The sequence below is a fragment of the Brevundimonas sp. AVps31 genome, from assembly GCF_058681355.1.
In genome coordinates, this window is record NZ_CM178736.1 from 1,054,960 (window position 1) to 1,074,231 (window position 19,272).

The 19,272-nt window shown below is 69.2% G+C and carries 18 protein-coding genes; 9 read left to right on the plus strand and 9 right to left on the minus strand.

Going from position 1 to position 19,272, the window contains the following annotated elements; translation table 11 throughout:
• Positions 1-23 precede the first annotated feature (23 nt).
• The 3 genes from ACW174_RS05020 (at position 24) to ACW174_RS05030 (ending at position 1,446) form a co-directional block, all read left to right on the plus strand.
• Entirely contained in the window at positions 24-344 is a 321-nt protein-coding gene (locus ACW174_RS05020; protein ID WP_492016606.1) for a 2Fe-2S iron-sulfur cluster-binding protein, read from the plus strand.
• 137 nt (positions 345-481) lie between these two features.
• Positions 482-1,123 (plus strand): kinase, encoded by a 642-nt coding sequence (locus tag ACW174_RS05025; RefSeq protein WP_492016607.1) that lies wholly within the window; start codon positions 482-484, stop codon positions 1,121-1,123.
• A complete protein-coding gene (locus tag ACW174_RS05030) occupies positions 1,120-1,446 on the plus strand; it encodes a PilZ domain-containing protein (protein WP_492016608.1) in 327 nt (108 codons plus the stop codon). Before ACW174_RS05025 ends, ACW174_RS05030 begins: the two co-directional genes overlap by 4 nt.
• 7 nt (positions 1,447-1,453) lie before the next feature.
• On the opposite strand, the gene ACW174_RS05035 is transcribed toward ACW174_RS05030, so the two are convergent.
• The 3 genes from ACW174_RS05035 to ACW174_RS05045 form a co-directional block, all read right to left on the minus strand.
• Positions 1,454-2,413 (minus strand): dienelactone hydrolase family protein, encoded by a 960-nt coding sequence (locus tag ACW174_RS05035; protein ID WP_492016609.1) that lies wholly within the window; start codon positions 2,411-2,413, stop codon positions 1,454-1,456.
• 73 nt (positions 2,414-2,486) lie between these two features.
• Positions 2,487-3,347, minus strand: coding sequence for an HAD family hydrolase (locus ACW174_RS05040; protein ID WP_492016610.1), 861 nt, complete (start codon positions 3,345-3,347; stop codon positions 2,487-2,489).
• 160 nt (positions 3,348-3,507) lie between these two features.
• Entirely contained in the window at positions 3,508-5,829 is a 2,322-nt protein-coding gene (locus ACW174_RS05045) for a PAS domain-containing sensor histidine kinase (RefSeq protein ID WP_492016611.1), read from the minus strand.
• A gap of 158 nt (positions 5,830-5,987) precedes the next feature.
• Between ACW174_RS05045 and ACW174_RS05050 the strand changes: the two genes are divergently transcribed.
• The gene (locus ACW174_RS05050; RefSeq protein ID WP_492016612.1) at positions 5,988-6,389 is read left to right on the plus strand and encodes a metallopeptidase family protein; all 402 of its coding nucleotides are present in this window, start codon (positions 5,988-5,990) and stop codon (positions 6,387-6,389) included.
• Here the strand turns inward: ACW174_RS05050 and ACW174_RS05055 are convergent.
• Positions 6,386-6,697, minus strand: coding sequence for a hypothetical protein (locus tag ACW174_RS05055; protein WP_492016613.1), 312 nt, complete (start codon positions 6,695-6,697; stop codon positions 6,386-6,388). The two genes, ACW174_RS05050 and ACW174_RS05055, sit on opposite strands and share 4 nt — an antisense overlap.
• Positions 6,698-6,817: 120 nt before the next feature.
• Between ACW174_RS05055 and rlmN the strand changes: the two genes are divergently transcribed.
• The 4 genes from rlmN to ACW174_RS05075 all read left to right on the plus strand — a co-directional run bounded on the left by rlmN (position 6,818) and on the right by ACW174_RS05075 (position 9,947).
• Positions 6,818-7,993, plus strand: coding sequence for a dual-specificity RNA methyltransferase RlmN (gene rlmN, locus ACW174_RS05060; RefSeq protein WP_492016614.1), 1,176 nt, complete (start codon positions 6,818-6,820; stop codon positions 7,991-7,993).
• Between the two features lie 224 nt (positions 7,994-8,217).
• A complete protein-coding gene (locus ACW174_RS05065; RefSeq protein WP_492016615.1) occupies positions 8,218-8,661 on the plus strand; it encodes a DUF350 domain-containing protein in 444 nt (147 codons plus the stop codon).
• 43 nt (positions 8,662-8,704) lie between these two features.
• Positions 8,705-9,109: a four helix bundle protein gene (locus ACW174_RS05070; RefSeq protein ID WP_492016616.1), complete on the plus strand. Its 405-nt coding sequence runs from the start codon at positions 8,705-8,707 to the stop codon at positions 9,107-9,109.
• A 16-nt stretch (positions 9,110-9,125) separates the two neighbouring features.
• Positions 9,126-9,947 carry a S1 family peptidase gene (locus ACW174_RS05075; protein ID WP_492016617.1) on the plus strand — a complete coding sequence of 274 codons (822 nt, stop codon included), beginning with the start codon at positions 9,126-9,128 and terminating at the stop codon, positions 9,945-9,947.
• A gap of 6 nt (positions 9,948-9,953) precedes the next feature.
• On the opposite strand, the gene ACW174_RS05080 is transcribed toward ACW174_RS05075, so the two are convergent.
• From ACW174_RS05080 to ACW174_RS05100, 5 genes are all read right to left on the minus strand, one after another.
• Positions 9,954-11,051: a tetratricopeptide repeat protein gene (locus tag ACW174_RS05080; protein ID WP_492016618.1), complete on the minus strand. Its 1,098-nt coding sequence runs from the start codon at positions 11,049-11,051 to the stop codon at positions 9,954-9,956.
• 4 nt (positions 11,052-11,055) lie between these two features.
• Complete coding sequence (locus tag ACW174_RS05085; protein ID WP_492016619.1) at positions 11,056-13,902, minus strand: M16 family metallopeptidase; 2,847 nt, start codon at positions 13,900-13,902, stop codon at positions 11,056-11,058.
• 90 nt (positions 13,903-13,992) lie between these two features.
• Positions 13,993-14,880, minus strand: coding sequence for a hydrogen peroxide-inducible genes activator (locus ACW174_RS05090; RefSeq protein WP_492016620.1), 888 nt, complete (start codon positions 14,878-14,880; stop codon positions 13,993-13,995).
• A 92-nt stretch (positions 14,881-14,972) separates the two neighbouring features.
• The gene (katG, locus tag ACW174_RS05095) at positions 14,973-17,219 is read right to left on the minus strand and encodes a catalase/peroxidase HPI (protein WP_492016621.1); all 2,247 of its coding nucleotides are present in this window, start codon (positions 17,217-17,219) and stop codon (positions 14,973-14,975) included.
• Between the two features lie 90 nt (positions 17,220-17,309).
• On the minus strand, positions 17,310-18,101 hold the full coding sequence (locus ACW174_RS05100; RefSeq protein WP_492016622.1) for an EcsC family protein: 792 nt from the start codon (positions 18,099-18,101) through the stop codon (positions 17,310-17,312).
• A 137-nt stretch (positions 18,102-18,238) separates the two neighbouring features.
• On the opposite strand from ACW174_RS05100, the gene mdh reads away from it, so the two are divergent.
• On the plus strand, positions 18,239-19,201 hold the full coding sequence (gene mdh / locus ACW174_RS05105) for a malate dehydrogenase (RefSeq protein WP_492016623.1): 963 nt from the start codon (positions 18,239-18,241) through the stop codon (positions 19,199-19,201).
• Positions 19,202-19,272: the final 71 nt, after the last annotated feature.

A 19,272-nucleotide genomic window follows, 5' to 3' on the forward strand; every position in this document is an offset into this window, starting at 1 on the left:
CGTGTCTGCGGTATGAGGCGGCCATGGCCAAGATCACCTACGTCGAACACGACGGCAAAGAACACACCGTCGAGGTCAGGAACGGCCTCAGCGTCATGGAAGGCGCGATCCGGAACAATGTCCCGGGGATCGACGCCGACTGCGGCGGCGCCTGCGCCTGCGCGACCTGCCACGTCTATGTCGATGAGGCCTTCGCCGCCGAAACGGGTCGCCCGTCGGCGATGGAGGAGTCGATGCTGGACTTCGCCGAGAACGTCCAGCCGAACAGCCGCCTGTCCTGCCAGATCCGGGTGTCCGACGATCTGGACGGCCTGACCGTCCGCCTGCCGGAAAGCCAGCACTGACGCCCGACCTGCTCGCCCTGATCGGCCGCCTGATCGCGGCGGGATCGGACGGTCGCCCCCCGCTCATCGGCATCGCCGGGGCGCAGGGGTCGGGCAAGACCACCCTGGCCCGGGCCGCGGCCGAGGCCTTCGGGGCCGTGCAGCTGTCGCTGGACGACGTCTATCTGACGAAGGCGGAGCGGGCGGTGATGGCGCGCGAGGTGCATCCGCTGTTCGCCGTCCGGGGGCCGCCCGGCGCCCATGATCTGGGCCTGCTGGAGCGGACGCTGCAGGCCCTGTCCACGGCGGGGCCGGACGACGAGACCCTGATCCCCGTCTTCGACAAACGGACCGACGACCGGGCGCCGATCGCCCTGTGGCGACGCGTGCGGGGCCGACCACGGGCCATTCTGATCGACGGCTGGTGCCTGGGCGCAAAGGCCGAAACGCCTCAGGACCTCAACGCCGGGCTGAACCGCCTCGAACGTGAACAGGATCGGGACGGGGTCTGGCGCGGGGCGGTGAACGCCTTCACCGGCGGCGCCTACACAGACCTGGCGCGCGGGCTGGACCAGCGGGTCTTCCTGCGGGCCCCCGGGTTCGAGACCGTGCTGGACTGGCGGTGCGAGCAGGAAGCGGGACTGCTGGGACGCGCCCTGACGCCACGGGAGCGCGACGGCGTCGCCGGTTTCATCCTGCATTTCGAGCGGCTGACCCGTCGCATGATCGACGGCGGAGTGCTGGCCGACGTCACCGTGCAACTGGATCGAAACCGTCTGCCGGTCACTATCATCCCATGAGTTTTCAGGATCGCCGTTTTGAACCGCGCTCGCCCGCCAGCGCGCGGGGCGTCGTCGTCGCGCCGGGGCTGGAGATGGCCTGCCTGATCGCCGACGTCTCCGCGACAGGTCTCAAGGTCCGTCTGGACCGGCAGCTGGCCCTGCCCAAGCAGGTGCAGGTGGTCGACGTCGCGCAGGGCGTGGCGATGGAGGCCGAACTGGCCTGGGCCAAGGGCCATGAGGCGGGGTTCAAACGGACGGGCCCGCCGTCCAGCCTGCGCGGACTGACCCCCTCGCGCCTCGCCGCCGCCCGCGCCGCATGGATGCGGGCGGGAGGGCGCTAGGCCCGCCTCAGTTCAGGGTCTCGGCCATGAAGGCCACCACCTGCGGCCAGGCGTCCTGACGCGCGGCCGCATCCGCCTCGGGCGAGCCCCCGCTGCGCTCCGATTGACGCACGCCGCCGTCGCCGACGAGGTCGTGACCGGCATCGGAATAGACCAGGGCGACCGTCTCCAGCCCGGCGGCGATCCGTGAGCGGACGATCGCGCTGGTCGCGGTCGCGGACTCCCACTGCGCATCCTTGCCGCCCGCGATCAGCATCAGGGCGCCGGGGTAGGTTTCGACCGGGATCCGGGCCGCCGCCTCGCGCTCGGGATGGTCGATGCGCCCATTGGCGTGGATGGCGCGCAGGTCCGCCGCCGGCCCGGCCAGAAGCCCTTCGACAAAGCCGCGATAGGGCATGAAGGGCAGCGGCTGGCCGTCGAACGCGAAGGACGAGCGCGTGCCCTCGGCCTCGACCATTTCAAGCCCCCAGCCCTCCCAGACCACATCGGTGGGCGCATAGGCGACGACGCTGTCGATCCACGCATAGCGGCTGGCGGCGATCAGGGCGAACTCGGCCCCCTTGGAGGCGCCGAACAGGCCGAACCGGTTCACGTCCGCGCCCGGCATCCCGCGCAGGGTGTCGCGAAGCGTGGCGATCTGGTCGACGCGGATGTCGATAAAGCTGCCCGGCAGGTCGGGGAATTTGGGTGGCGGGCCATACTCGCCCCAGTTCGGCGAATAGTAGGGCAGACCCACGGCGGCATAGCCCATCCGCGCCAGGATCGGTCCGAAGCGGGTGCTCGCCTCGTCATTGCCGTCGGCCCCGTGAAGGATCACCACAACCGGCTTCGGCTGGTCCCCGACCGTATAGAGCACCGCGTGCGGGAAGCCCGCCACCGGGCTCTGGGTCACCTCCTGCGCGACGGCGGCGCCGCCGGACACAAGAAGGCTGAAAGCGGCGAACAGGCCGGTCAGTCGCTGGAACATCAAAACCCTCCGGCGGACCATCCGCCTTCTGAAAGGTAGTCGCCGCCGGTGACGCATCCGGATGCAGGCGGCGTCAGACTCCGTCCGGCATCGTTCCGGCATTGATGGCGATCCGCCCGATCAGCCCCTTCACGATCAGGTCCAGGGCCGAGCCTTCGCGATAGTCGGCGGCGGCGACGAAATTGACCCGGTCCTCGGAGATCAGGGAATAGATCTTCTTCTGATCCTTCTCGTTGAAGCGCGGGTCATAGACCGCGATCGAGAAGCCGCCCTTGGTGTGCATCATCTTCATGGTGGGCACGTCGGTGTCCCCGTCGCCGAGGAAGATCATCCGCTCGAACGGCACCGGCCGGTCGTCGTCGGCCATGAATTTGTTGATCTTGTCGTGCTCCCAGTGGTTCAGCACGCCCTTGTTGATGCGGAACAGATACTGGGTCTTGGTCGTGTAGTTGACGCCCACCGCCGGCCAGATGGCCACGCCGTCCTTGTCGTAGACAAACTTGGACGCGAACACGTGGTGGAACTCGTCGCGGATCGGGCAGCCGTCGATCATCTCCTCCAGCCCGGCGGAGATGATGTAGTGTTCGATGTCGAGCCCGTATTCGGCGCCCTTGGCGTTGATCCGGTCGAACCAGCCCTTGCCGGTCAGGTCGCTCTTCAGCCCGTCGAACAGCTTCACGTCGTGGCCGTGCTCGCGCAGCATCTCGCGGGTGATCGGCGCATCGTTCTGGCGCGCATGGGCCAACATCAGCTGCATGTACATCAGGATGCCGTCGCCGTCGGCGGCCTTGGTCAGGGCCTCGGCCTCGGCCCAGAAGTCGCCGATGCCCATTCCGATCGACGGAATGAAGGTGACCTCCTGCATATTCCCCCGGGCGAGGGTGCCGTCGAAGTCGTAGATGAGGGCGGTCTTGAGGGGCTTGGGCTGGGCCATGACGGGCGCGCTTCATTTGGCGAGGATGGGGGGCTGGAAGGGATTAGTGGCTAGTGATTAGTGGTTGCGGTGTCAAAAGCCGGTGCGAGCTCGGCGCCCGCCGCAGCGAACCACTAACCACCAATCACTAACCACTGGCTTGGCTCCAGCGGCGCCCAGCCTAGCCCAGTCTCAGCTCCGGGGCCGCCGCAACACTCGTCGCCTCAAGCGGAAGGTGCAGGATGAAGGCGGCGCCCTTGCCGGGCTCGCTCTCGACCTCGGCCCAGCCGCCGTGCAGTTCGACCAGCGCCTTGACCAGGGCCAGGCCGACGCCGGGGCCGCCCCGCTCGCGCCGCACGAAGCGGTCGAAGACGTGGGCCTGCAGGTGATAGGGGATGCCGCGGCCGGTGTCCTCGACCCGGATGCGAACCTCCGAGGGGGAGCTTTCGGCGATCAGGCTGACCGCCCCGCCCTCGCTGACCGCGCGGGCGGCGTTGTCCAGCAGATGCTCCAGCGCCTGACCGACGCGCTGGGCGTCGGCGCGGATGGGGCGCAGGCCGGTCGGGCAGGTGACGCTCAGGGTCGCGCCCCGGCCTTCGATCCGTGCACGGACCTTACCGGCCGCATCCTCCAGCAGATCGGACACCCGGACGTCGCCCAGCGTCAGCTCCATCTCGCCGGCGTCGATCTGGGCCATGTCCAGAACATCGTCGATGGAGGAGGCCAGCTGGCTGGCGGCGACCCGGATGGCGCCCGCGTGTTGGCGGCTGCGCTCCGGGAGTTCGCCCTGCAGCTCCAGCAGTTCGGAATAGCCGACGATGGTCGTCAGCGGCGTCCGCAGTTCGTACGAGACACTGCCGACGAACTCGCGTTTCAGCGCCGTGGCCTCTTCCAGCGCCTGGGCCTTGGCGGCTAGCGCCTGCTCCAGATCGCGTCGGGCGGTGACGTCGGAGAAGGCGACCAGGGTGGCGCCGTCCGGCAGGGGCCGGGTCTGCCAGGCGGCGACACGGCCGTCGACGGTGCGGCCCTCGCCCGAGATCGGCACGCGGCTTTCCGGGTCCGGATCGGCGACCCGCGCCTTGAGGCCCAGCCACAGGCTCTGGTCCGGCATGGTCGCCTGACACAGGGCCGCGACGGCGTCGAAATCGCCCGCCGCGCGTAGTTGATCGCCGCTGACGCCCCAGAAGGTCTCGAAGGCTTCGTTGTGCAGGCGGATGCGGCCGTCCGAGCCGAACACGGCCACGGCGTCGTTCAGCTTGTCGAGGGTGGCCGTCTGGACCTGGATCTGGGCATTGAACCGGCTGCGCAGCTTCAGCTCGTCGGTGATGTCCGAGAACAGCAGCAGGACGCCGCCCAGCGGGTGGGGCTGGCGCACGACACGCAGGGTGCGCCCGTCCGGCAGGGACCAGCTGTCGTCCGGGGCGGCGGAGGCGGCGCCGTAGAAGTCCAGCTCGCGCGCCTTCCAGCCCGCATAGTCGATGACCTCGGGCAGCAGGCGGCGCTGGCGCAGGCGGTCCAGCAATTCGGCATGGGTCGGGCGTTCGTCCAGATAGCCGGGATCGACGCTGAACATCTGCTGGAAGGCGGTGTTGTGGAAGGCCAGCCGCCGCGACGGGCCGAAGATGGCGACGGCGTCGGCGATGTGGTTCAGGGTCTCGTCATGGGCCTCGACGTGGCGGCGCAGGGTGTCGCGCGTCTCCTCGGCCTCGGTCATGTCCAGGGCGAAGGCCAGCACCCCGCCGCCGGGCGCGGGCTCGGCCACGATCCGCCAGGCGCGGCGGCGCCCGCCGCCCGTGGTCCAGCGGAAGCCTTCCTGACGCTGATGCAGGCGGCCGGCCTCGGCCACGATGGCGTCGGCGCCGCGGTCGAAGGTCAGGGCCTTGTCGCGGGCGGCCTCGACCGTCTCGACCTTCATCTCGGCCAGCCAGGCGCGATTGGCCCAGGCCAGGCGCCCGCCCGCGTCGACCACCCAGGTCGGGGCCGGATAATAGTCGGCCAGCAGGCCCAGACCGCTCTCGGCGGCGGCGCCCATCAGGCCCAGACGCGACACGCGCAGCCAGGCCGCGCCGGCGCCGGACCGGCCCTCGACGGCCCAGGCGGCCGACTGGCCCTCCAGCACGGCGTCGAAGGCCTCGCCCCGCTCGATCAGGGCGTCCAGACGCGGACCGGCGGCGGCGCGAACCGCGTCCAGAACCACGAAGGCGGGATCATCGGGGAAGACTTCGGCGCCGTTCGTCAGATCACGGACGATCACATCCCAGGTGGCGGGCGAACCCAGCCGGTCGGCCCCGCCCCCGGGCGTCAGGGCGACGCGGACATCCTCGAAGGCGGCCAGCGCGCCGTCCCGGGCGGACAGGTCGCCGTGGGCCTGGGCGATCGCCGCCTCCAGCGCGCGGTTCCGGTCGGCCAACCGCCCACGCAGCCGCGCGGCCCAGGCGCTGAGCGCCAGGGCGAGCCCCGCGGCGCCCGCGGTCGCGACATAGGCGATGTCCGCCTCGGCCATTGTGTTCGATCCGCTCCCGCCCTGATTCGGTAACCATACCTGAAGAGGGAGTAGGGACTAGGGATTAGGGATTAGGTGAGCTGCGGAAAGATTGCGGGCATGAGCCGCAGTCAGGGCGGCTTCCCAACCTAATCCCTAGTCCCTAATCCCTGATCCCTATGTGGAAAGACCAACTCGCCCCCTCCCTCGAGGACTTCGCCCGGCTGGCGCGTGAGGCGTTCGACGCCCTGCCCGAGCCGTTCGGCTCGCTGGCGGGCGATGTGGTCATCCGCGTCGATGATTTCGCCGACGACGAGGTGCTGGCGAGCTTCGGCATGGAGGACCCGTTCGAGCTGACCGGCCTCTACCACGGCGTCGACATCGGCCTGCGGGACGGCATGGGCCCGGCGGCCGAGCCCTCGCGCATCTTCCTGTACCGCCGCCCGATCCTCGACGAATGGTGTGAGCGCGGCGACGTCGGCCTGTCGGAAATCATCGCCCACGTCCTCATCCACGAAATCGGGCATCACTTCGGGCTGGACGACGATCAGATCCATCACATCGAGGATGAGGCGGACTAGGTGGGTTGGCCCGCCTCAAACACGATCCCCTCACCCAAGCGGGCCTCCGCCAGAAGTAGGTGATCGCAGACGTAAAGCGTCCCACACGTCAGATCATGGGGCACCGTCGCCAGAATTTCGGTGAGGCCCAGCTCCAGGGTGTTGGTATCGGTTTCCGAAGGGCTGGCGCTCAGATGGAAGGTGACACGGAGATGTCGCGTGCCCTCGTTCCAGTCCACAACCGCGAGCCGCAGCTCGGGGGTGGAATCCCGGGCGATGCAGAAGGCGGCGGTTTTCAGGATTTCGGCTTGAGTCAGTGTCGAAGACATCATCACACGCATGCGTTGGAAAGTTGGACATACCCCGTTCGAGCCTCACCGTCTGCCCCGCCTTAAAACCAGCGCGATCTGTGGTATAAGGCCGGTCTCCCAATCCTGAAGGATGCCGCCTTGAGCCTGACGCTCGACCTCTCGCGCACCAGCGCCCCCGCCGTTTCGGCCCCCGTCAACCTGTCCGGTCTGACGCGCGTGGAGCTGCGGCAGGCGCTGATCGACGCCGGGGTCTGTCCGCCCGAGAAGGCCAAGATGCGGGCGTCGCAGGTGTGGGGCTGGATCCACCACTACGGCGTCACCGACTTCGCGGCGATGAGCAATATCGCCAAGGACACCCAGGCCAAACTGGCCGAAGCCTTCACCCTGGCCCGGCCCGAGATCGTCGAGCGGCAGGTGTCCAAGGACGGCACCCGCAAATGGCTGATCCGCACGGCGCCGGGCATCGAAATCGAGACGGTCTACATCCCCGATGTGGGCCGGGCGGGCGCGCTTTGCGTGTCGTCGCAGGTCGGCTGCACCCTGAACTGCACCTTCTGCCACACCGGGACCCAGAAACTGGTCCGCAACCTGACCGCCGCCGAGATCGTGGCCCAAGTGCAGGTGGCGCGTGACGATCTGGGCGAATGGCCGTCGCCCAAGGAAGACCGCCGCCTGTCGAACATCGTCTTCATGGGCATGGGCGAGCCGCTCTACAATCTGGATCACGTCGCCAACGCCATCGACATCATCTCGGACAACGAGGGCATCGCCATCTCGCGCCGCCGGATCACGGTGTCGACCTCGGGCGTGGTGCCGAAGATCGCCGAGCTGGGCGAACGCACCCAGACCATGCTGGCCATCAGCCTGCACGCCACCAACGACCCGCTGCGCGACGTGCTGGTGCCGCTGAACAAGAAATACCCGCTGGTCCAGCTGATGGACGCGATCCGGGCCTATCCGGGCCTGTCGAACGCGCGCCGCGTGACCTTCGAATACGTCATGCTGAAGGGCGTCAACGACAGCCCGGACGAGGCCCGCGCCCTGATGAAGCTGATCGAGGGCATCCCGGCCAAGATCAACCTCATCCCGTTCAACCCCTGGCCGGGCGTCGAATACGAATGCTCGGACTGGAAGACGATCGAGCGCTTCGCGGCCATCCTGAACAAGGCCGGCTACGCCAGCCCCATCCGCACCCCCCGCGGTCGCGACATCCTCGCCGCCTGCGGCCAGCTGAAGTCCGAAAGTGAGAAGGTCCGGGCAAGCGCCTTGCGCAAGGCCGGCGCGGACGACGGCGCGAGCGCGGAAGCGGCCTGATCGGGCAAGTGGATAGTGATTAGTGATTAGTGGTTGGCCGGGTCCGGCATCGGAGCCGGAAGACCGACCACCAGCGTCTCCGCATCGAACCACTAATCACTAATCACTATCCACTTCTCCGACACACCCCGTCACCAATCTTGACCACCTGTGGCGCCGCTGCGCTTGCGGATTGGGGCGAAAAGCGGGCAAGCGTGTCCGACCCCCTGACCAGTCGGATAGCCATGGACTCCTCGTCCCTCTCCAATGTGCTCGACAGCGCCGAGGTTCAGGCCTTCGCGACCGGATTCCCCACGACCATGGCCCATCTGGCCGTGACCCTGGGCCTGCTGCTGGCCGGGGCGGTGATCTACGCCCTGTTCACGCCGTGGAAGGAGATCGCCCTGATCCGCGAGGGCAATGCCGCCGCGGCGGTCGCCTTCGCCGGGGTGCTGGTCGGTCTGGCCATCCCGCTGGCGGTCAGCCTCAGCGTCTCGACCTCGATCAAGGACATCGTCCTGTGGGGCGTGGCGACCCTGGCGCTGCAGCTGCTGGCCTTCCGGCTGGTGGACCTGTTCCTGACCGGCCTGCCCGGCCGTATCCGCGAGGGCGAGGTCTCCGCCGCCGTCCTGCTGGTCGGCGCCAAACTCGCCACGGCGCTCATCCTCGCCGCCGCTTTGACCGGCTGAAGCGAGGGTCTGGGTTCCAGGGGCCAGGTTCTAGGGGAAAAGAATGACCATCCGATCCTATCGTGACCTGACTGTCTTGCAGAAGAGCATGGAGCTGGCCGCGGCGGTCTATCGGCTGACCCGCCAGTTCCCCCGGCGGGAGGAGTATAGGATTTCGGGCCAGATGATCCGCGCCGCGACCTCCATCCCGGCCAATATCGCCGAGGGTCACGGGCGGGGAACGCGCAAGGACTACGCCCATTTCGTCAGCATCGCGAAAGGGTCGCTGGCGGAACTTGAGACCTTCCTGCTCCTTGTCATGGAACTGACCTTGGCGCCCTTCAGCGCCACGAGCCCTGTTCTGGCGCTCGCGGAGGAAGTCGGGCGAATGTTGACCGCCTTGCGCGCACGACTGGCGGAACGCCCGACATCGCCTGCCGGACTTCCCTCCCTAGAACCTAAACCCTAGAGCCTGGAACCTCGCAATGCGTCCGCCGGACTGGCTCATCTACTCATCGGTTCTCGGCGCCTTGCTGATCGCGTCGCTGGCGCATCGCGAGAACGCCAACGCCCCGCCCGCCCCGCCGCCGCCCGACGCGGCCGAGGGCGCCCTGCTGGGGCCGGTGACGCCGTTTGATCCGGCGGTGACGGTCAACGCCCCTGACATCCCCTTCCAGCCCGCGACCGGCACGGCCTTCTCCATCGCCCATACGGGACGGTGGGTGACGGCCCGACACGTGGTCGAAGGCTGCCGTCGGCCCGCCATTCTGGTCGGCGGCGGCCGGGCCGTGGCGGCCGATGTGCGGCTGGCCCCGCGCGCCGACATCGCCGTGCTGCAGACGGCCGGCGGACCGCCCGCCCTGCCGATCGCGCCGCTGGGCACGCTGCGCGCGGGCCAGCGCGGCTTCCATCCCGGCTTCCCGCAGGCGCGGGCGGGCGAGGTGACCTCACGCCTGCTGGGGCGCGAGACGCTGAATGTGCGCGGGCGGGGCCAGCGGGACGAGCCGGTGCTGGCCTGGGCCGAGGTCGGTCGGACCGACGGGCTGGGCGGCACGCTGGCGGGGCTGTCCGGGGCGCCGGTGATGGACCGTCAGGGCCGCGTCGTGGGCGTGACCATCGCCGAGAGCCCGCGCCGGGGCCGCATCTACACGACCTCGCCCGACACCTTCCAGCCGGCGGTGCGCGGCGTGCAGCGGGCCGACGAGCCCCTGACCGGCCGGGTGGTCACGGTCGACAACTACGGCCTGATCGCCGACGACCTGCGCCGCGACCTGCGCGTGGCGCGGGTGGTGTGTTTATCCGCATAGAACAATTCAGTGGACGGGCGGATTGGCGGCCAGCCATTGCTCCCTCGCTCGCCGCATCTTCAGTGGATCCGCCGCAGCGATCTGCGACGCCAGCCGCTGCTGCAGCGTCCGGGCAGGGATGTCGCCGCCTTCCGCCGCCAGCTGCAGATAGGCCGCGCCGGTCGCCGGATCGGCCTCCCCGCCTTCACCGACCAAAATCATCATGCCAAGCCCGCGCAGGGCATGGGCCGACCCGTGACGCGCCGCGCGCTCATACCAGACCCGGGCCGCCGGGGCGTCGACCGGCCCGCCCTGTCCGAGGGCCAGCATGACAGCCATGGAGGTCATGCCGTCGTCATGCCCGGCCTCAGCCGAGTGCTGCACGTACGCGCGAGCAAGTGTGGCGTTGGCGGTCACACCGACACCGTCCAGAAGCATCAACCCGACGTTCCACTGCGCCCTTTCATCGCCCGCATCAGCGGCGATCTTCATGTGGCGATAGGCGGCGGCGGCATCAGCGGGGATGCCCCACCCGTTCTGATAGGCACGCGCCAGCAGGAATTGCGCGTCACTGTTCCCGGGCGAAGCCTCGACCGCCATCTCCATAAGCCGCGATCCACGCTCCAGGTCTTGGTCGACGCCATGGCCAAACAGATAGGCCCGGCCCAGCGGATAGGCGGCGTAGGGGATGATCTTCGGATCGGCATCGCGGAGCATCTCCACCGCACGCGCGTCATCGTCGGTCGCGTCGTTGAGCATCAGCTGTGTGCCGAGGTTCAGTCGCGCGCCCTTCGACCCGCCGGCGAATGCCTGCTCCCACAATCGCATGGCGCGCTCGGGGTCGGCGGGAATGCCCGGCGGGGGATCGTTGATGACCACGGCGACCATGTTCATCGCCTCGGCCTCGCCGTCGGCGGCAAGACTTTCGAACGCGGCGAGGCCGGCGACCGGGTCGGCCTGCAGCAGCTTCATCGCCGCCTCGAACGGGTCGTCGGCAACCGTCTGGGCGATGGCCGGAGCCCCGGCAAACAGGACGGCGCAGCCCCACAGGACCGCGGCGACGCGATGTAGCTTCATGACAGGCCCTCCGGCTCCGACGTTCGCCGGAACCGGAGGGAAGATCAACGCCCTACTTCAACGCCGCCGTATCGAGGTTCAGCGCCGTCAGCGGAAGCACCTCGACGTTCGGGTATTTGGCCCGGAGGACGTCGATGAATTTCGACGCGTCGCCGACGATGACCAGGCTGGCGCTGGACGCCGGCAGGTTTTCGGCGAAGGCGGCCTGGACCTGTTCCGGCGTGATCGCCTCGACCCGGCCGGCATAGGCGGCGAGGTCGCTCATCGGCAGGCCGTAGAGGGCCAGGCTGGCGACCTGCCCGCCCAGACCGTCGACCGTCTCCAGAGAACCGCCGAAGGCGCCGGTCAGGATGGCCTGACGGGTGGTCATTTCGCTGGCGGTCGGCTGGGTGGTCGACAGACGGGCGATCTCGGCCAGGATCAGCTCGGCCACCTCGGGGGCGGCGTCGTTGCGCGTCTGGGCGGAGGCGACGAAGGCGCCCTCATCCTGACGGACCCCCATGTTCGAGCGCGTGCCGTAGCTGAGGCCGCGCTTGATGCGGATTTCCTGATTGAGGCGCGAGGTGAAGCTGCCGCCCAGCAGGGTGTTGCCCAGCGTCAGCGGGAAGTAGTCGCCGTCGGTGCGGCTGATGCTGCGCATGGCGACATAGACCGCCGCCTGGCCGGCGCCGGGCTGGTCGATGACGACGACGCGCGGCGCCACAGGCGCGCCCGCCGGATCGGCCCGCGGCGCCGGCGCCGGGCCCGAGGCGCGCCAGTCGCCGAAGGCCTGCTGCGCCAGGGTGCGGGCCTGTTCGACCGTGATGTCGCCCGAGAAGACCAGACGCGCCGTTTCCGGGCGATAGCGGGCGGCGTGGAAGGCGACCACGTCGTCGCGGGTCAGGCCCGGCAGGGAGTTGGGCGTGCCGCCCGTCGGGGCGCCGTAGGGGGCGTCGCCATAGACCAGACGACCGGCGGCCAGACCCGCGACCGGGCCGGGCGAGCTGAGAGAGACGCGCAGGCCGTCCAGCGACTGGTCGCGCTGACGCTCGACCTCATCGGCGGCGAAGTCCGGGTGGCGGACCATGTCGGCCATCAGGGTGAGGGCCTGCGGGAAGACGTCGGACGGGGCGTTGACCGAGACGTTGGAGAAGTCCGCGCCCGACGAGGCGCCGAGGTTGGCGCCCAGCTGTTCGATCTCGGCGGCGATCTCCGGCGCGGCGCGGCCGCTGGAGCCTTGGGTCAGCAGGCCGGCGGTCAGGACCGACAGCCCGGCCTTGGCCCCGTCATCGGCGGACCCGACGGCCAGCCCCAGACGGGCCGAAACCAGCGGCAGGCCGGGCTTGCGGGCGACATAGACCTCCAGACCGTTCGGCAGGGTGAAGGTCTCCACCGCCGGGGTGGTCAGGTCGACCGCGGGGCCGGCGGCGGGGATCGGGGTGCGCTGCCCCTCGGGCAGCAGTTCGAAGATGCGGCCGACGGGGGCCAGATCGGCGATCGTGACCGGCGCCGTCACCTCGACCGACTGGGCCGTAACCGGGTTCTGGTCGTCGGCGTTCAGGTAGCGGATGGCGGTGCTGCGCTGGTCGGTCAGGTAGCGGCGGGCGACGCGCTGGATGTCGGCGGCGGTGACGGCCTGAAGGGCGGCGACCTCGCGGTCGGCGGCGGCGGCGTCGCCGGTGTTGATCAGCGACCAGCCCAGCACGCTGGCGCGATCCTCGACCGTCTCACGCTCGCGCAGGGCCGAGGCGACCAGTTCGTTCTTGGCCTCGGTCAGTTCGGCGGCGGTGACCGGCTGGTCGCGCAGGCGGGCGGCCTCGGCGCGCAGGGAGGCCAGACCGGCCTCCGGCGTCTCGCCCTCGGCCATGATGGCGTAGCTGATGATGGCGCCGGCCTGCTGGCTGGCGTCGACGCTCGACGAGGTCTGGGTGGCGATCTTCTGATCATAGACCAGGGCGCGATACAGGCGCGAGCTTTCGCCGGTCGACAGGATGCCGTCCAGCACGGTCAGGGCGGCGCGATCCGGGTCGTCGTAGCGCACGCCGGGCCAGGCCAGCACGACGGCGGGCAGGGGCACGTTGGGGGCGTGGAAGGTCACTTCGCGCGGGCCGGTCGGCTCGGGCTCGCGGACATCGTTCACGGGCAGCGGGCGGTCCGGATTGGTCAGCGGGCCGAAATACTGGTCGATCCAGCCGTCCAGCTGGGCCTGATCGAAATTGCCCGCAACGATCAGATAGGCGTTGTCCGGACGGTAGAAGGTCGCGTGGAACCGGCGCACGTCCTCGATGGTGGCGGCGTCCAGGTTCTCGATCGAGCCGATGGTCGAGCGGCGGTAGGGGTGCTCCTGATACATGGTCGCCGGGACGAACAGGCTGAACAGGCGACCATAGGGGCTGGCCAGAACACCCTGACGGTATTCCTCCTTCACCACGTCGCGCTCGCTCTCGAACACGGACTCATTGACCACCAGCGAGCCCAGACGATCCGCCTCGGCGAAGATCAGGCGCTGCAGGTGATTGGCCGGAACCGTCTCGTGATAGGCGGTGACGTCGTCCGAGGTGAAGGCGTTGTTGTTGCCGCCGACGTCCTCGGTCAGGCGGTCGAAGGTCTCGTCCGGGAAGTTCTGCGTGGCCTTGAACATCAGGTGTTCAAACAGGTGGGCGAAGCCCGAGCGGTCCTGGGGGTCGTCCTTGGAGCCGACCTTGTACCAGACCTGCACCGTCACGTTCGAGGTCGACGTATCCCGCGCCGTATAGATCTTCAGACCATTGGGCAGGGTCCGCGCATTGAAGCCCAGCGGCGGCACCACGATGGCGCCCGGGGCGGACGCGGCGGCGGTCTGGGCCAGGGCGGGGGCGGCGGCGGGCAGGCCGAGCAGCAGCGCCGAAGCGGCGACGGTGAGGATCAGGCGGGTCTTCATGAGGGGGGCAACTCCGGACGCCCGGACGACGGGCGGGGCGACCCTATCAGGGCCGCTCCGGCGTGCACCTTACAGACTCGTAATGAACCCTCAGTCCAGCCGCAGGGCCTCGGCCAGCAGGCGGGCCTCGGCGGCGCGGCTGGAGCCCGCGCGCCAGGCGACGACGATCTCGCGGCGCGGCGCCTTGGCCGAGATGGAGCGGACCACCACGCCGGGCATGTCGGCCAGACCGGCCCGCACCGCCATCTCGGGCAGGAAGCTGACGCCCAGCCCGGACGACACCATCTGGACGAGGGTGTGCAGGCTGGTGGCGGCGAAGACGTCGTCCCCCTTGGGCGCCTCGATATCGAAGGCGGCCAGTGCCTGATCACGCAGGCAGTGGCCGTCCTCCAGCAGGATCAGGTCCTCGGCCTTCAGCGAGCCGGGCGGAATGGGCCCGGCCCCGGCCAGCGCATGCCCGACCGGGGCGGCGGCCAGGATCTCATCGTCGCCGATGCGGGCGTGCTCGATGCCCGTGGCGCTATACGGCAGGGCGATGACGGCGGCGTCCAGATGGCCGCTCTTCAGTCCGGTGACCAGCTTGGGGGTCAGATCCTCGCGGATGAACAGGCGCAGGGCGGGATAGTCGCGCTTGATGTCGGGCAGGCGGGCCGGGAGCAGGAAGGGCGCCACGGTCGGAATGACCCCCAGCCGGAACCGGCCCGACAGGGGCTTGCCCGCATTGCGCGCGGCCTCGACCAGATCCTCGGTCCGGGCCAGCACATCCTCGGCCCGGCGCACGGCCTCGGCCCCGACGGCGGTCAGCTGGACATTGCCGCGCGTTCGCTCGACCACCGGCGCGCCCAGTATCCGCTCCAGCTCCTGCACGCCCGCGGACAGGGCGGGCTGGCTGACGTGGGCGGCCTCGGCGGCGCGGCTGAAGGAGGCGTGCTCGGCCAGAAGCTTGAGATACTGGAGCTGTCGCAGGGTGGGGAGCATGCGAGCGACATAAGGCGTCGCTATCGACATGGCAAAATCAATCGAAAGAACCTGGCCCTCCCCGCCCGCGGGCGAGGAGGGCCGCCGGTTCGTCAGGCCGCGACCTTTTCGGCGTGCAGGGCGCGTTTGGGCAGGTCGTAACGGTCGTTCTCCATGACCTGAACCCAGGTCTTGACGAAGTCCCGCACGAATTTCTCGCCCGCGTCAGCCGAGGCGTAGACCTCCGCCAGGGCGCGAAGCTGGGAGTTGGAGCCGAACACCAGATCGGTGCGGGTCGCGGTCCAGCGCCGCTCGTGGGTTTCACGATCCGAACCGACGAAGGTTTCGTCGGAATGGTCATCGACCTGTTTCCAAGCCGTCTTCATGTCCAGCAGGTTGACGAAGAAGTCGTTGGTCAGCTGGCCCGGACGATCCGTCAGCACGCCGTTCTCGGACGCCCCGTGGTTGACGCCCAGAACCCGCAGACCGCCGACCAGCACCGTCATCTGGGGCGCGGTCAGGCCCAGCAGCTGGGCCCGGTCGACCAGCAGCTCCTCGGTCGGCACATTGAAACGCACCGACAGATAGTTGCGGAAGCCGTCGGCGCGCGGCTCGAGCACCTTGAAGCTTTCGGCGTCCGTCTGTTCCGCCGAGGCGTCGGTGCGGCCGGGGGTGAAGGGGACCTCGATCTCATGGCCGGCGGCGCGGGCCGCCTGCTCGATCCCGACCGAACCGCCCAGCACGATCAGGTCGGCGATGGAGACGTTCAGGCCCGAGGCGGACTGGATGCCCTCATAGACCTTGAGCACGCGATCCAGCTTTTCGGGCTCGTTTACGTCCCAGCTGCGCTGGGGCTCCAGCCGGATCCGGCCGCCGTTGGCGCCGCCCCGGTGGTCGGACCCGCGCCAGGTGGCCGCGGACGCCCAGGCGGTGCGGACCAGATCGGCGATCGACAGGTCGGACGAGGCGATATGCCCCTTCAGCGTTCGGACGTCGGCGTCGGTCAGTTTCGGGCCGGTGTGGGCCGGGATCGGATCCTGCCAGATCAGCTCCTCGGTCGGCACTTCCGGACCTTGGTACCGGATGATCGGTCCCATGTCGCGGTGGCACAGCTTGAACCAGGCGCGGGCGAACTGGTCGCCGAAATAGGCCGGGTCGGCCCGGAAGGCCTCCATGATCTTGCGGTATTCCGGGTCGACCTTGAAGGCCATGTCGGCCGTGGTCATCATCGTCGGGACCCGCTTGCCGGGCGTGTGCGCGGCGGGCGCGAGGGTTTCGGGCGGGTTGCCGACCGGCTGCCACTGCTTGGCCCCGGCGGGCGAGCGGACCAGTTCGTACTCATGGTCCAGCAGCATGTCGAAATAGGTCATGTCCCAGGTGATCGGGGTGGGCGTCCAGGCCCCCTCGATGCCCGAGGTGATGGTGTGGTCGCCGATGCCGCTTTCGTGGCCCGAGACCCAGCCCATGCCCTGCTGGGCGATATCGGCGCCCTCGGGGCTGACGCCCACCTTGGAGGCGTCGCCATTGCCGTGGGCCTTGCCGAAGGTGTGGCCGCCGGCGGTCAGGGCGGCCGTCTCGACGTCGTTCATGCCCATGCGGGCGAAGGTCTCGCGGATGTCGCGGGCCGACTGAAGCGCCTCGGGCACGCCGCCCGGCCCTTCGGGGTTCACATAGATCAGACCCATCTGGATGGCCGCCAGCGGCTCTTCCAGCGCCATCTCCTTGTCGGGCTGGATGCGGGTCTCATTGCCCTCCTCGCCGACCCACTTCTCTTCGGTGCCCCAGTAGACGTCCTTCTCGGGCTCCCAGACGTCGGCGCGGCCGCCGCCGAAGCCGAACACCGGCCCGCCCATCGACTCGATCGCGACATTGCCGGCCAGGATCATCAGGTCGGCCCAGCTCAGCTTCGCCCCGTATTTCTGCTTGATCGGCCACAGCAGGCGGCGCGCCTTGTCCAGGTTGCCGTTGTCCGGCCAGCTGTTCAGCGGGGCGAAGCGCTGCTGCCCTGCGCCCGCGCCCCCGCGCCCGTCGCCGGTGCGATAGGTGCCGGCCGAGTGCCAGGCCATGCGGATGAAGAAGGGGCCGTAGTGGCCATAGTCCGCCGGCCACCAAGGCTGGCTGTCGGTCATCAGGGCGGTGAGGTCGCGCTTCACCGCGGCGTAGTCGAGGGTGTTGAAGGCGTCGGCGTAGCTGAAGCCGTCGCCCATGGGGTCGCCGGTCCGGCCCTGCTGATGCAGGATGTCGACGGCCAGATGGTTCGGCCACCAGTCGCGATTGGTGCGACCCAGAAGGCTGCGGAGCGCGGCGGGCTCCTTCTTCGGATCATTGAGGGGCGAGGGGCCGCCGGCGTGTCCGTCCATGATGTCGTCTCCCTGATGTTGTGGAGACAACCTATGACCACACCGGCCAAAGGGATAATCAATAAACTTTGTCGTCAGGATAAGCCAGGCTTACCGATCGCCCTCCGCCAGCCAGCGCATCCGGCAGGCCATGATCGCCGTCTCGCCCAGCCGCTCGACCAGCCGCCAGTTGACCGCCGCCCCGATCGGCGCGCCGACCAGCGGGATCAGCTGCGCCATCTTGGCCAGGTCGATGTAGTCGCGATACTCGATCTGGAAGGTGCGCCAGTCGTAGTCGGTCAGGGCCTGCGGCTGGTCGACGTCGGCGATCCAGCGCTCCAGATCGGCCAGCGCCTCGGGGCGGCGGCGGGCGCTGGCGAAGGCCAAATGGAAGATGTGCAGCACGAACAGCCGCTCGCGCACCGACCCGCCGCCCCAGCCGTAGGCGGCGACGATCTCGCCCAGCATCCGCACCTTGATCGCCATCAGGGCCGGAAAATCGGCCGCCGCCAGCACGAAGCCGCCGGCCCCCGCCACCCCGCCCTCGACGCTGGCGGTGTTGCGATAGGCCCGGATGGCGGCCCGCGCCCTCAGCTCGCGCGACGCCAGCGCCCCGTCCGGCATGGGCCTGGCCTGCAGCAGGTCGGAGCCGAACAGGATGCCCTTCGTCATCGCCTCCACGCCCGAGGTGATGATCTGGTGGACGCGTTCGGGAATGATGCGGTTGATCCGGTCCTGCGTCCCGCGCGTGGCCCTGTCCCACAGACCCGGCCGCTTCAGCACCCCGGCCCGCCAGCGCGCCACCTCCGCCCGGACCTCGCGCGCGTCCGCGACGGTGACAAGGGCCGTGGGCACCGCATCGGGCGCGACGAATTCGGGCAGGGTGTCGGGAGATCGGGTCATGGTCGGGAAAGCCTCACGCGGCGTCACGGTTGCAGCCGAAAGCGCACAGGTCTAGACCGCCGCCAACCGCTTTTCCTCCCCCTCTAGCAGACCGGCCTCAAGTCCCGCGTGCGCGTGACAGGCCAACGGAGAATGACATGGCTCGCGCGAAGATCGCCCTTATCGGCGCCGGTATGATCGGCGGCACCCTGGCCCACGTTGCGGCGCGCGAAGCGCTGGGCGACGTGATCCTGTTCGACATCGCCGAAGGCACCCCCCAGGGCAAGGCCCTGGACATCGCCGAGGCCACCTCGGTCTTCGGCTCGTCGGTCTCGCTCAAGGGCGCCAACGACTATGCCGACATCGCGGGCGCCGACGTCTGCATCGTCACCGCCGGCGTGCCCCGCAAGGACGGCATGAGCCGCGACGACCTGGTCTCCATCAACCTGAAGGTCATGAAGGCCGTGGGTGAAGGCATCAAGGCCCACGCCCCCAACGCCTTCGTCATCTGCATCACCAACCCGCTCGACGCCATGGTCTGGGCCCTGCAGAAATTCTCGGGCCTGCCCAAGGAGAAGGTCGTCGGCATGGCCGGTGTGCTTGACTCGGCCCGCTTCGCCTACTTCCTGTCGGAAAAGACCGGCGTCTCGGTGCAGGACATCAACGCCTGGACCCTGGGCGGCCACGGCGACGACATGGTCCCGATGGTCCGCCACTCGACCGTCGGCGGCCTGCCCCTGCCGGACGCCGTCGCCGCCGGCTTCCTGTCGCAGGCCGACCTGGACGCCATCGTCACCCGCACCCGCAAGGGCGGCGGCGAGATCGTCGCCCTGCTGAAGACCGGCTCGGCCTTCTACGCCCCGGCGGAAAGCGCCATCGCCATGGCCAAGTCCTATCTGCTGGACCAGAAGCGCGTCCTGCCCTGCGCCGTCTGGCTGTCGGGCGAATACGGCCTGTCGGACCTCTACGTCGGCGTCCCGGCCCTGATCGGCGCGAACGGCGTCGAGAAGATCGTCGAGTTCACCACCAATGACGAAGAGAAGGCGATGTTCGCCAAGTCCGTCGCCTCGGTTCAGGGCCTGATCCAGTCCTGCAAGGATCTGGACCCCTCGCTGGCGTAACGCCAAAGGGCGCCATCGCTCGGCTCGCGGAGCCTCGCTGCTTGAGCGAATCCGGTCGCCCTCATGCAGTG